The organism is Amycolatopsis sp. DG1A-15b (assembly GCF_030285645.1).
Classification (GTDB): domain Bacteria; phylum Actinomycetota; class Actinomycetes; order Mycobacteriales; family Pseudonocardiaceae; genus Amycolatopsis.
This window is the reverse complement of sequence record NZ_CP127296.1, coordinates 2,311,616-2,323,887: the sequence shown is the minus strand read 5'-3', so window position 1 is coordinate 2,323,887 and position 12,272 is coordinate 2,311,616. Positions and strand designations below refer to the sequence as shown.

Annotated in this window: 15 protein-coding genes; 12 read left to right on the top strand and 3 right to left on the bottom strand. The window is 74.5% G+C overall.

Annotated features, from left to right (window positions below):
- The first annotated feature begins 8 nt into the window (after positions 1-8).
- The 5 genes from QRY02_RS10625 to QRY02_RS10605 all read left to right on the top strand — a co-directional run bounded on the left by QRY02_RS10625 (position 9) and on the right by QRY02_RS10605 (position 3,818).
- The gene (locus QRY02_RS10625; protein WP_285991343.1) at positions 9-695 is read left to right on the top strand and encodes an SDR family oxidoreductase; all 687 of its coding nucleotides are present in this window, start codon (positions 9-11) and stop codon (positions 693-695) included.
- The gene (locus QRY02_RS10620) at positions 686-1,636 is read left to right on the top strand and encodes a glycosyltransferase family 9 protein (RefSeq protein ID WP_285991342.1); all 951 of its coding nucleotides are present in this window, start codon (positions 686-688) and stop codon (positions 1,634-1,636) included. Before QRY02_RS10625 ends, QRY02_RS10620 begins: the two co-directional genes overlap by 10 nt.
- On the top strand, positions 1,629-2,939 hold the full coding sequence (locus tag QRY02_RS10615) for a UDP-glucose dehydrogenase family protein (protein ID WP_285991341.1): 1,311 nt from the start codon (positions 1,629-1,631) through the stop codon (positions 2,937-2,939). Before QRY02_RS10620 ends, QRY02_RS10615 begins: the two co-directional genes overlap by 8 nt.
- Positions 2,936-3,541 (top strand): flavodoxin family protein, encoded by a 606-nt coding sequence (locus tag QRY02_RS10610; protein WP_285991340.1) that lies wholly within the window; start codon positions 2,936-2,938, stop codon positions 3,539-3,541. Before QRY02_RS10615 ends, QRY02_RS10610 begins: the two co-directional genes overlap by 4 nt.
- A 97-nt stretch (positions 3,542-3,638) precedes the next feature.
- Entirely contained in the window at positions 3,639-3,818 is a 180-nt protein-coding gene (locus tag QRY02_RS10605; protein WP_285991339.1) for a hypothetical protein, read from the top strand.
- Between the two features lie 38 nt (positions 3,819-3,856).
- On the opposite strand, the gene QRY02_RS10600 is transcribed toward QRY02_RS10605, so the two are convergent.
- Positions 3,857-4,981 (bottom strand): FUSC family protein, encoded by a 1,125-nt coding sequence (locus QRY02_RS10600; protein WP_285993811.1) that lies wholly within the window; start codon positions 4,979-4,981, stop codon positions 3,857-3,859.
- Between the two features lie 395 nt (positions 4,982-5,376).
- Complete coding sequence (locus QRY02_RS10595) at positions 5,377-6,726, bottom strand: aldehyde dehydrogenase family protein (RefSeq protein WP_285991338.1); 1,350 nt, start codon at positions 6,724-6,726, stop codon at positions 5,377-5,379.
- A 90-nt stretch (positions 6,727-6,816) separates the two neighbouring features.
- Here QRY02_RS10595 and QRY02_RS10590 point away from each other — a divergent pair, with 90 nt between their 5' ends.
- Together QRY02_RS10590 and QRY02_RS10585 are read left to right on the top strand one after the other, a co-directional pair.
- Positions 6,817-8,295, top strand: coding sequence for an HAD-IIIA family hydrolase (locus QRY02_RS10590; RefSeq protein ID WP_285991337.1), 1,479 nt, complete (start codon positions 6,817-6,819; stop codon positions 8,293-8,295).
- Complete coding sequence (locus QRY02_RS10585) at positions 8,292-9,335, top strand: glycosyltransferase family 9 protein (protein ID WP_285991336.1); 1,044 nt, start codon at positions 8,292-8,294, stop codon at positions 9,333-9,335. Before QRY02_RS10590 ends, QRY02_RS10585 begins: the two co-directional genes overlap by 4 nt.
- A gap of 37 nt (positions 9,336-9,372) precedes the next feature.
- Here the strand turns inward: QRY02_RS10585 and QRY02_RS10580 are convergent, their stop codons facing one another.
- Positions 9,373-9,561, bottom strand: a complete 189-nt coding sequence (locus QRY02_RS10580; protein WP_086849994.1) for a DUF2795 domain-containing protein — start codon at positions 9,559-9,561, stop codon at positions 9,373-9,375.
- 192 nt (positions 9,562-9,753) lie between these two features.
- Between QRY02_RS10580 and QRY02_RS10575 the strand changes: the two genes are divergently transcribed.
- From QRY02_RS10575 to QRY02_RS10555, 5 genes are all read left to right on the top strand, one after another.
- Complete coding sequence (locus tag QRY02_RS10575) at positions 9,754-10,578, top strand: SDR family oxidoreductase (protein WP_285991335.1); 825 nt, start codon at positions 9,754-9,756, stop codon at positions 10,576-10,578.
- Positions 10,579-10,732: 154 nt separating this feature from the next.
- On the top strand, positions 10,733-11,176 hold the full coding sequence (locus QRY02_RS10570) for a DUF4383 domain-containing protein (RefSeq protein WP_285991334.1): 444 nt from the start codon (positions 10,733-10,735) through the stop codon (positions 11,174-11,176).
- A 64-nt stretch (positions 11,177-11,240) separates the two neighbouring features.
- A complete protein-coding gene (locus QRY02_RS10565; RefSeq protein ID WP_285991333.1) occupies positions 11,241-11,408 on the top strand; it encodes a hypothetical protein in 168 nt (55 codons plus the stop codon).
- Positions 11,405-11,836, top strand: coding sequence for a hypothetical protein (locus QRY02_RS10560; protein WP_285991332.1), 432 nt, complete (start codon positions 11,405-11,407; stop codon positions 11,834-11,836). The genes QRY02_RS10565 and QRY02_RS10560 overlap by 4 nt, the downstream gene beginning before the upstream one ends.
- Positions 11,833-12,195 carry a VOC family protein gene (locus tag QRY02_RS10555; protein WP_285991331.1) on the top strand — a complete coding sequence of 121 codons (363 nt, stop codon included), beginning with the start codon at positions 11,833-11,835 and terminating at the stop codon, positions 12,193-12,195. The genes QRY02_RS10560 and QRY02_RS10555 overlap by 4 nt, the downstream gene beginning before the upstream one ends.
- Positions 12,196-12,272 lie beyond the last annotated feature (77 nt).

Sequence of the window (12,272 nt, the reverse complement as noted above, 5' to 3'; positions counted from 1 at the left end):
GGAGAGCGATGCGACCCCTCGGCAACGTCCTGATCACCGGTGGCGCGTCCGGCCTCGGCGCCGCCACCGTCGACGCCGTCCGCAAGGCCGGTGGCACCCCGTACGTCCTCGACCGGGTCCGCCCGGACGACCCGGCCGAATACGTCGAAGCCGACCTGACCGACACCGCCGCGACCGAGGCCGCGGTGCGGGAGCTCGCCGAGCGCGCGGGCGGCCTGGACGGCGTCTTCACCGCCGCCGGCACCGACGCCTGCGGCCCGCTCGGCGAAGTGCCCACCGAAGACTGGGAACGGGTCGTCAAGGTGAACCTGTTCGGCACGGCCGCGGTGATCCGGGCCGCGCTCCCCTACCTGGAACGTTCGCACGGCACAGTCGTCACCGTCGCGTCCACCCTGGGCATCAAGGCGGTGAGCGACGCGACCGCCTACTGCGCCTCGAAGTTCGGCGTCGTCGGCTTCACCCGCGCGCTCGCCGCCGAGCTGGCCGGGCGCGTCGGCGTCACCCTGCTCGTCCCCGGCGGGATGTGGACGCACTTCTTCGACGACCGCACCGACCAGTACAAGCCGCCGCCGGACGCGAAGCTCAACCAGCCCGAGCACGTCGCCGGCACCGTCGTGTTCGCGCTGCAGCAGCCGCCGGGCGCCGAGGTCCGGGAACTGGTCGTGTGCGCGTCCGAGGAGGGGTCGTGGCCGTGAGTGCCGCGGTCCTCGTGCTGCGCGCGCTCGGCGTGGGGGACCTGCTGACGGCGGTGCCCGCGTTGCGCGCCCTGCGTGCGGCGTACCCGGGCGACCGGCTGGTGCTGGCGGCGCCGGAAAGCCTGCGGGACCTGGTGGAGCTGATCGACGCGATCGACGAGCTGCTGCCGACCCCGAAGCTCGGCGAGCTCGCCTGGTCCGGCCCGCCGCCGCGGCTCGCGGTGAACCTGCACGGCAGCGGCCCGGAGAGCATCCACGACCTGCTCGCCGCCGACCCCGCCGAGCTGCTGACCCACCGCCACCCCGACTTCCCCGACGTGCCCGGCCTCGACTGGCGCGACGACGTGCACGAGGTGGACCGCTGGTGCCGGCTCGTCGAATACCACCACCTGGAGGCGGACCGGTCGGCGCTGGCCCTGCCCGTGTCGCCGGGCTCGAGCCCGGCCCCGGACGCCGTCGTGGTGCACCCCGGCGCGGCGTTCCCGGCCCGGCGCTGGCCGCCCGGGCGGTTCGCGACGGTCGTCCGGGACCTGGCCGCGCGCGGGCACCGGGTCGTGCTCACCGGCAGCGCCGGCGAACGCGACCTGGCGCTTTCGATCGCCGAAGCGGCCGGGCTCGGCGACGACGCCGTGCTGGCCGGGCGCACCGGCCTGGCGGAACTGGCCGCGCTGGTGGCCGGGGCGGCCCTTGTCGTCTGCGGCGACACCGGTGTCGGGCACCTCGCCACGGCGTTCGGCACGCCGTCGGTGCTGCTGTTCGGCCCGACCCCGCCCCGGCTGTGGGGCCCGCCGCCGTCCGCCCGCCAGCACGTCGTGCTGTGGGCCGGGAACGTCGGCAACCCGCACGGCGAGGAGCCCGACGGCGGGCTGCTGCTGCTCGGCGAGGAGCGCGTGCTGGCCGCGACGCGGTCGGCTCTCGAAATGCGGGTGGCCCATGGCTGAGCACATCGGGATCGTCGGTGCCGGCTACGTCGGGCTGACGAGTGCCGCCTGCTTCGCGCGGCTCGGGCACCGGGTGACCTGCGTGGACGCCGACGCGTCCAAAGTGGACGAACTGGACCGCGGCGTGGTTTCCATCGCCGAACCCGGCCTCGCCGAGCTGGTCGGCCAGGGCCTCGCCGACCGGACCCTGAGCTTCACCACCGCCCAGGCGGAGCTCTACGGCGCGGACCTCGTCTTGCTGTGCCTGCCCACGCCGCCCGCCGAAGACGGCCGCCCCGACCTCGGCGTCCTCGAACAGGTCGTGCCGCAGCTCGGGCGGCTGCTGCGGCCGGGTTGCGTGGTGGTCGCCAAGTCGACGGTGCCGGTCGGCACCGCGGCGCGGCTGCCGCACCTGCTCGGCCGCGACGACCTGCCGGTCGTGGCCAACCCGGAGTTCCTCCGGGAAGGGCACGCCGTCGAAGACTTCCTGCACCCGGACCGGGTGGTGGTCGGCACCGACCCGGCGGATTCGCCACCGGCGCGGCGGGTCGCGCGGCTGTACGAACCGACCGGTGCCCCGGTGGTGGCGACCGACTCGGCCAGCGCCGAACTCGCGAAGTACGCGAGCAACGCGTTCCTCGCCGTGAAACTGTCCTACGTGAACGTCCTGGCCGAACTGTGCGAGCGGTTCGGCGCGGACGTCCGCGAGGTCTCGCGCACCATGGGCCTCGACGCGCGGATCGGCCCGGAGTTCCTCGCCCCCGGCCCCGGCTGGGGTGGTTCGTGCCTGCCGAAGGACACCTCCGCCCTGCTGCACGCGGCCGAGTCGGCGGGCGTCGACTTCGGCATCCTGCGCGACGCGGTCCGCGTCAACGCCCGCCAGCGCGCCCGGGTGGTGCGGGCCGTGCGGCAGGCCGTGACCGGTTCACCCGCCGGCTCCCTCGCCGGAGCCCGCATCGGCCTGCTGGGCCTGGCCTTCAAGGCGGGCACCGGCGACCTGCGCGACTCCCCCGCCCTGGCCGTGGCCGACGACCTGGCCCGCGCGGGTGCCGAGCTGACCGCGCACGACCCGGCCGTCGGGTGCGTGCCCGGCACGGGTGCGGTCCAGGTCGTCGACGACCCGTACCTGGTGGCCAAGGACGCCGCGGCGCTCGTCGTGCTCACCGAGTGGCCCGAGTTCCGGGACCTCGACTGGGCCCGGCTGGCCGCGTCCGCCGACCGCGCGGTCGTCGTCGACACCCGCAACCTGCTCGATCCCGACGTCCTCGCCGAGGCCGGGTTCGCCCACGTCGGCGTCGGCACCCATCCCAGGAGGAAGTCATGACCCTGCGCGTCCTCGCGCTGACCTGCACGCTCAAGCCGTCGCCCGCGAAGTCGAGCAGCGATCTCCTCGCGCGGCAGCTGCTCGACCTCTTCGCCGAACGCGGCGCCACCGGCGAGCTCGTGCGCGTGGTCGACCACGACGTCCGCCCGGGCGTCGAGGCCGATATGGGCGACGGCGACGCGTGGCCGGACATCCGGCGGAAGGTTGCCGCCGCCGACGTCCTGCTGATCGCCACCCCGACGTGGGTCGGCCACATGTCGAGCGTCGCGCAGCGGGTCCTGGAACGCCTCGACGCCGAGCTGTCGGAAACGGACGACGAGGGCCGCCCGGCGATGTTCGGCAAGGTCGGGGTGGCCGCGGTGGTCGGCAACGAGGACGGGGCCCACAAGATCATCGCGGACCTGTTCCAGGCGCTGAACGACGTCGGCTTCACCGTCCCGGCCCAGGGCGCGACCTACTGGAACGGCGAAGCCATGCAGGGCGGCGACTACCAGGACCTCGACGAGACGCCGGAAGCCGTGGCCTCGACGAACGCGACCCTGGTGCGCAACGCCGTCCACCTGGCCACGGTGCTGCGGGAGCAGCAGTACCCGGCCAAGTGACTACGCCATTCGAGTGACATCACTGCGCCGGACGAGTGTGGCGCAGGACACGTGGGTAACCCACCGGGACCTATCGTCCGCGTCAGGGGGCTCCACCATGCCGAACCGTGTCATGATCAGCCGCGACAGCAAGCCGATCCCCTGCGAAGAGTGCGGCCTGCCCACGTTGCACGTCGCGCGGCTGGTGTCCGGTGACGGCACGCTGCTGGGCCAGACGATGGTGTGCACGGCGTGCCGCCGGCACCGGTCCGAAGCCGAGGCGGTCGCGGTCCAGTAGTCTTCAGCACGTGAAGGCCGCCTCTTCGGAGGCGGCCTTCACCGCTTTTCCAGCTGTTCGAGGAGCAGCCGCGCGGGCAGTGTCATGCTGCCGAGGCCCAGCCGGGCCGGGACGCCGTCTTCCTCGGCGGTCACCAGCCGGTGTTCGAGCTTTCCCAGCAGAGCCCGGCATTCGTCCAGTTCGACGGGCTCCCCGGCCGTCGCCACGGACTGCACGGCTCCCGCCAGGTGGTGCATCAGGTCGGCCAGCGCTTCCCGCGCGTCCGGCCACGGGTACTCGAACGGGTGCTCCCGCCGGCCCGCGGTCATGCGCACGCCGGCGATCAGCTGCGACATCGCGGGCCAGAGCCCGATGAGGGTCCGAAGCGGACGCTCGTGGCGCGTCCCGGCGGACGGCCGCCCGCGCCGGAGGTTCAGCATCCGCCCTTCCCGCGTCAGGCCGACGGCTTCTTCGGCCGCCAGCACCTGGCTGCGCGTGTCCTGCTCGTGGGACAGCAGGTGGCCGAGGTCCTCCGGCGGCTCGTCCCGGCGGATCAGGTCGGACAGCGACTCCAGCAGGTCCGCCAGAGCTTTCCCGAGCCGCCCGGCGGCCGCGGCCAGCCGTTCGCCGTAGAGGGGCGGGAAGATCAGGGTGTTGACCGCGACGCCGATGGCCGCGCCCAGCGCGGTTTCCAAGAGGCGGTCGCCGAGCAGCACGGGCTCACGGGCGGTGCCGTAGGAGATGACGAGCATGCCGGTGACGCCGACCCAGACCCCGGCCTCCCCGAACCGCCGCCAGCTGCCGGCCAGCAGTCCGAGAAAGACCACGGCGGCGAGAGCGACGGCCTGCCACGGGATGAAGTGCCCGGCAACGGCGGCGAGGAGTACCCCGGAGGCCACCGAGCCGACCTGCTGGATCCACCCGCGGAGTGACCGGTAGACGGTGGCTTCGACGAGGAAGACGGCGGCGTAGGGCGCGAGAAACGGCTGGGGCAGGTGCAGGACGAGGGTGGCGAGAAGCCAGGCGGCGGTCGCGGCGAGGGTGGCTTTGGCGCTCTGGACGAGGATCCGGCGTTCACGGCCGGGGACGCGGAGAGCGCGCGCGATCCAGCCGGCGGGAGTGCGGTCGCGGGGTTCGGTCTCCGCCGCGGATCCGGTACTCGCGGAGTTGTCGCCCCTCCGCAGCCGGAGCACGCGCGCGAACCGGCTCCCCCCGCGCCGGGCCGCCTCCGGCGAGCCGGCGGATCGCTCAGCGCGCACCGCGGTGGCGGACCGGCCGTCGGGGGTGCGACCGTGCCGCTCCCCCGCCGGTGAGGAATGGCCGCTCCGCCCATCCCGCACCGCGCCGGCATCCCCGCCGCTGACAGCCCGATCGTGCCGCTCCCCCGCCGGTGAGGAATGGCCGCTCCGCCCATCCCGCACCGCGCCGGCATCCCCGCCACCGACAACCCGATCGTGCCGCTCCTCCGCCGGCGAGGAGCCGGCGTCGCTCTTCGGCCGGCCTCCCCGATCCGGATCTCCTGGCGAACCGGGTCGTGCCTCCTCCAGCCGGTCCTCGCCCGATCTTTCCCGTTGTCCGGTCATGCGGGCGGGGCGATGTGCACGAGCTTCGTCTGGGTCATCTCGTCGAGCAGCTCCGGCCCGTAGCCGTACCCGTTGCCGCTGCGGCCGCGCGGGTGGGCCGCGCCGCCCGGGGCGCCGCCGAACACGTTGTTCACCTTGACCGTCCCCGCCGGCAGCTCGCGCCACGCGCGCTGGGCGTGCGCCATCGAGGCCGTCAGCACCGTCGCCGCCAGTCCGTAGTCGCCCTTCGCCGCTTCGGCCAGGCCCTCGTCGAAACTGTCCACCACCCGGACCGGCGCCACCGGGCCGAACGTCTCCTCCGTCATCACGCGCAGATCCGGCGCGCAGCCGGTCAAAACCGTCGCCGGGTAGTGCGCTCCGGGACCGTCCGGCACCGAGCCTCCCGTCAGCAGCCGGGCGCCACGAGCGACCGCGTCGGAAACGTGGGCCTGCACGTGGTCGCGGTGCCGCCGGTCCACCAGCGGGGCCACTGTCCGCGACTCGGCCTCCTTCACCAGCGCCGCCAGGAACGGCTCGGCGATCGCGGCGCACACGTAGATCCGTTCGACCGCCACGCAGATCTGGCCCGAGTTGGCGAACGCCCCCAGCGCCGCCTGACCCGCCGCCCACGCCGGGTCGACGTCTTCGTCGATCACCAGCGGGTCGTTGCCCCCGTTCTCCAGCAACGTCTTCGCGCCCGTCGCGGCCGCGCTCGCGGCGATCGACCGGCCGGTGGCCGTGCTGCCGACGTGGGCGATGACGTCGACGTCGTCACGCGTCGCGAGGATCGCGCCGACCCCGCCGTCGCCGTGCAGGGTCTGCAGCACGCCCTCCGGGAAGACGCCGCCGAGCACCTCGCCGAGCAGCTGCCCGGTGTGCGGCGCGCGCTCGCTCGGCTTGTGCACCACCGTGTTCCCGGTGGCCAGCGCGGCACCCAGGAGCCCGCACGCGACCGCGACCGGGTCGTTCCACGGGGTCAGCGCCACGACCACGCCGTGCGGCTCGGGCACCATCAGATCCGTCGCACCGACGTCGCCGAGCAGGCTGCGGCCGCGGTGGACCGGGCCGAGCTCGGCGTACTGGTCCAACGTGCCGGCACCGGCGAGCACGCCTTCGCGGGCTTCGTCCCGGGGCTTGCCGGTCTCCGCTTCGTTCGTCTTCGCCAGCTCGTCGGCGTGGGCCCGCAGCCGTTCCGCCGCGGTGTGCAGCAACGCCCCGCGCTCGGCGGCCGGGGTCCGGGCCCACTGCGCCCGGGTCCGGCGGGCCAGCGCGAGCGCCGCGTCGATCTCGTCTTCGCCCGCGGTCGGCACAGTGCCCACCACGCTGCCGTCGGCCGGGTTCCGGATTTCGATCGTCCCCGCGGTCATCCGCACCTCCTTGTCGTCGCTCGCCGGTTACCCGCGCCCGACGGCTTCGACACGCCGTTTGATCACCCCCGCCCCGGGTATCCCGGTCCGGTGACTGCTTCGCTCGACTACACCGTGGTGATCCCCACGACGGGCCGCGAGACGCTTCGGCCACTCCTGGAAACCCTCCTCACCGGACCGGACCCGCGGCCGGCGGAAATCCTCGTCGTCGACGACCGCCCGGGCGGAGACCCACTCGCCGTCCCCGACGGCGTCCGTGTGCTCCGCTCCGGCGGGCGCGGACCGGCGGCGGCGCGGAACCTCGGCTGGCGCACCGCGAAGAGCGAGTGGATCGCGTTCGTCGACGACGACGTCGTGCTCGCCCCGGACTGGCCGCGGCAGCTCGCCGCCGACCTCGGCTCACTGCCGCCGGACGTGGCCGCCTCCCAGGGCCGGATCACCGTCCCGCTGCCGGCGGACCGGCGGCCGACGGACGACGAACGCGGCACCGCGGGCCTCGAGCACGCCCGGTGGATCACCGCGGACATGGCCTACCGCCGCCGCGCGCTCGTCGAAGCGGGTGGCTTCGACGAGCGGTTCCCGCGCGCGTTCCGGGAAGACTCCGACCTGGCGCTGCGGGTCGCCGAAGCCGGGCACCGGATCGACCAGGGCGAGCGGCTGACCACGCACCCGGCCCGGCGGGCCGGGTTCTTCTACAGTCTCAAGGCCCAGCGCGGCAACGCCGACAACGCGCTGATGCGGGCCAAGCACGGGGTCCTCTGGCGGCAGCGCACCGGCGCCGGGCACGGCAGGCTCGGGCTGCACGCACTGTCCACAGTGGCCGGTTTGGCCGCGCTCGCGCTGCCGGTGCTGCGCCACCGCGGCAAGGCGCTGGTCGCGGCCGGCGTGTGGGCCGGGCTGACGGCGGAGTTCGCCACCCGCCGGATCCTGCCGGGCCCGCGGACGCCCGGTGAAGTGGCGCGCATGGTCGTCACCAGCGCCCTGATCCCGCCCGCCGCGTGCTACCACCGGCTGCGCGGGGAGATCGCGGCCCGGCGGCCCCGGCCCCCCGTCGCGGTGCTGTTCGACCGGGACGACACGCTGATCGTCGACGTCCCCTACCTCAACGACCCGGACGGCGTCCGCCCGGTGCCCGGTGCGGTCGAGCTCGTCCGCGGGTTGCGGGAGCGCGGCATCCCGGTCGGGGTGGTGAGCAACCAGTCCGGTGTCGCGAAAGGACTGATCACGCGGGAGCAGCTCGACGCGGTGAACGCCCGCGTCCAGGAACTCTTCGGCCCGTTCGGCACCTGGCAGGTCTGCGTCCACGACGACGGCGACGGCTGCGCGTGCCGCAAACCCGCCCCCGGCATGGTGTTGCGCGCCGCCGGCGAGCTCGGCGTCGACCCCGCCTCCTGCGTGGTCATCGGCGACACCGGCGCCGACGTCGACGCCGCGCTGGCGGCCGGCGCCCGCGCCGTGCTGGTGCCGACCGGCCGCACGCTCGAACCGGAGATCGCCCGGGCCCGCCGGCACGCCGCCGTCGCCCGGGACCTGTCCGAGGCGCTGCGCGTCGCCGGGGTCGCCGGATGACCCGGGTGCTCGTCGCCCGCCAGGACAACCTCGGGGACGTCCTGCTCGCCGGGCCCTGCGTCCGCGCGGTCGCGGCGTCCGGTGCGCACGTGACGCTGTTGACCGGACCGCACGGCCGCGCCGCCGGCGAACTCCTGCCGGGCGTGGCCGACGTGCTCACCTGGACCGCACCCTGGATCGACCCGGAGCCGCCACCGGTGACCGCCGAGGACACCGGCGCCTTCGTGTCCTCGATCCGGTCCCGGTCCTTCGACCGCGCGCTGATCCTGACGTCGTTCCACCAGTCCCCGCTGCCGCTGGCGCTGCTGCTGCGCCAGGCCGGCGTGCCGTGGATCGGCGCGATCTCCGAGGACTACCCGGGCAGCCTGCTCGATCTGCGCCACCGCGTCGACGGCGATCCCCCGGAGCCGGTCCGCATGCTGTCGCTCGCCGAAGCGGCCGGGTTTTCGCTGCCGCCGGACGACCACGGCGCTCTGGCGCTGCGGCGGCCGCTGCCGAACATGGCCCGGTTGACCGGCGGCGGGGCGTACGTCGTGGTGCACCCCGCGGCGTCGGTGCCCGCCCGCCAGCCGTCGGCGGCCTGGAGCCGCGAAACGGTGCGGGCCCTGGCCGCCGACGGGCACCGGGTGCTCGTGACGGGCGCGCCGTCGGAACGCGCGCTGACCCAGGAGGTGGCCGGGACGTCGGCGGTCAACCTCGGCGGCCGGACGTCCCTGGCGGAGCTGGCGGCGGTGCTGTCCGGCGCTCGGGTGGTGGTGGCGCCCAACACCGGTCCCGCGCACCTCGCCGCGGCGGCGGGCACCCCGGTGGTGTCGCTGTTCGCCCCGGTCGTGCCGCAGGAGCGGTGGGCGCCCTACGGTGTCCCCACAGTGGTGCTCGGCGACCAGCACGCGCCCTGCCGCGCCACCCGCGCCCGCCTCTGCCCGGTCCCGGGCCACCCGTGTCTCGACACGATCGACCCCGCCGACGTCTGCCGCGCGGTGACGGCCCTGGCGCTGCCCGGCGCCGTCGTTCCGGAAACCGTGGAGGCATCGCGGTGATCGCGGCCCGGGCGCACCGCCCGGGCCGCGGGGGACGTCAGCCGCCGATCTCCTTGCTCACCCCGCTGGGCCCCTCGTAGGTCCGGTCCGGCAGGCCGCGCACGACGTCCAGCGTGCCCGGGTCGGCGCCGTTCTTTTCGGCCGCCCGCACCAGGTCGTCCCGCTTCGCCGGGTAGTCGACACCGGACAGGTACTTCTGCAGTTCGATCGGGTTCGGCTTGCTCACGGGAGCTCTCCTTCCGTTCGGGAACGGCGCGGTTACCCCGTCTTCCGGCCGGCACACACTCAGGACAGCACCGGCTGCTCCCCCGCCGCCGGGACGCGGCCCGGCCGGTCACATCGGGACGAGATAGCCGGCGGCCGCCGCGTTTAGTCCCCCGCGGGGGTGGTAGCCGACGAGGAACGAAAGGAGATGCCCGTGTCGCTCCCGGCGCCCCTGCCCGCCGACGCCGCTTCGCCGCGGCGCGCCGTCGTCACCGGTGCCGACTCCGGCATCGGCCGCGCGGTCGCCGCCGCTCTCGTCGGCGGCGGTCTGGACGTCGGCATCACCTACCACTCGGACGCCGACGGCGCGGAGGAAACCGCCGCGGAGGTCCGTTCGCACGGCGTGACCGCGCACGTCCGGAAGCTCGACCTGACCGAGCTGCCCGGCGCCGCCGACGTCGTCGACGCGTTCGCCGAGGACCTCGGCGGCATCGACGTCCTGGTCAACTGCTCCGGCACCGGCAGCAGCCAGCTCGCCATGGACCTCGACTACGAGAAGTGGCGCCAGGTGCTGGACGTCGACCTCGACGGCGTGTTCCTGCTCTCGCAGCGCGCGGCCCGGCACATGATCGACGCCGGGCGCGGCGGCCGGATCATCACGATCACCAGCGTCCACGAGCACGTGCCCCGCGTCGGCGCCGCACCCTACTGCGCCGCGAAGGCCGGCGCGGGCGCGCTGACCCAGGTGCTCGCCTTGGAGCTGGCCGAGCACGGCATCACCGTGAACTCCGTGGCCCCAGGGGAAATTTCGACGCCGATGACGGGACAGACCGACGCCGACCCGCGCGAGCAGGACCGGCCCGGCATCCCGCTCGGCCGCCCCGGCCACGCGGCCGAGGTGGCGGCCGCGGTCGCGTTCCTGGCGACCCCGGCGGCCGGCTACATCACCGGTACGTCGCTCGTCGTCGACGGCGGCCTGCTGCTGATGGGTGCCCAGCACGGGACCGCCTACCGCGGTCACGACTGGCGTTCCCCCTGAGACCGGGGGCCCGCGTCCCGGCTGCAGGGACCGGCGCGGGTCCCGGCCGTGGGCCGGACGGCGGACCCCCCAGCCCGCCGTCCGGCCCCTTCCACTTGTCCGTTTCCGCCCGTGTGCGGCGGGTATCCGGCCGCGGAGAGAAGGAGAAGACCTCATGTCGTCCGCCGAAACCCGCTCCTCGGCCGGGGCGTCCTGGCTCCGTCCGGTCGTCGCCGTCCTCGGGCTGCTCTACCTCGCACTGGGCATCGCCGGGTTCCTGACCCCGGAAACCGCCGCCGTCGGCCACGAGACCGGCCGCGCCGTCTGGATCTTCAGCGTGACCCCGCTGCTCAACCTCGTCCACACGGCGGTCGGGGTGCTCGGGCTGCTCGCCGCGACCCGGCGCAGCGGGGCGATCATCTACTGCTGGGTGCTGTTCGTCGGCTTCACCGGGATGACCGCCTACGGCATCCTCGCCACCGCGCTCGTCAACCCCGAAGACCCGATCAACCTGAACTGGGCGGACAACTGGCTGCACGGGCTGACCGCGGCCGCCGCCCTGGTGCTCGGCATCGTCGCGGCGCGCGCGGTCAACCGGCGCGCCGCGAGCTCCCGGTGACCGCGGTCGTTTCGGCCCGCGGGCACCGGGTAGCCGGGAAGGACACCGCGTGAAGGAGGTTCCCATGCACCGCGAAAGCGACCGGCATTCCCCCCGGGAAGACGACGCGATGAAGGCCGGGCTGCGCGGGACCCTGCAGGGCAACGGCTCGTCGCGCGCCGAGGAGTGGCGCGACCCCGAGCTCCCGGCCGACGACGAGTCGGACGTCCCGCCGTTGGGCGGCGGCGCATGACCGGCGGTGAGGCGGCGGCGGTGGGTGAACCCGCCGTCGTCGTGCACTACCGGCTCCACGCCGAGTTCGCCGTCGGACCCCCGTGGCTGCGCCGGATCCTGGGCGCGCGGGCCGGGCTGGAGCTGGACGCCGCCGGCCTGCGCGTCCGGTTCGGGCCATGGCTGGTCGAAACGCCGCTGGGCAATCTCGCCGGAGCCGAAGCCACCGGCCCGTACCGCGCTTTCCGCGTCTTCGGCGTCCGGCTTTCGCTCGCCGACCGCGGCCTGACCTTCGGAACGACCACGCAAGGCGGCGTGTGCCTCCGGTTCCGGGAACCCGTCCGGGGCATCGATCCGTGGGGCCTGCTCAGCCACCCGGGACTGACGGTGACGGTGTCCGAACCGGAACTGGTCGCCGAAGCCATCAACCGCATCGTGGCGGAGTCATGACGGCAGCGCGCATCCTGGCCGTGGCGGTCGACTGCCGTCAGCCGGACCTGCTGGCCGAGTTCTGGGCCGCGGCACTGGGCAACGCGAAAACCCGGACGTGGACCGACTCCCACGGTCTGACGTACCGCCAGCTCGACGTCGACGACGGACCGGCGCTGTTGTTCCAGCCGGTGCCCGAGGAGAAGACCGTCAAGAACCGCCTGCACCTCGACCTGGCGCCGGTGACGGGCGATCAGCGGGCGGAGGTCGAACGCCTGGTGATGCTCGGGGCGAAGGTCCTCGACGACCCGGACGACGACCCGTGGATCGTGCTCGCCGACCCGGAAGGCAACGAATTCTGCGTCCTGCCGCCCCGCTGACTCACCGGCCGCCGCGGTGGCTCCGGAGTGGCCCTGGGCCAGGGAACCGCGTTTCGAGTTGAGTCTCCCTCAAGGGG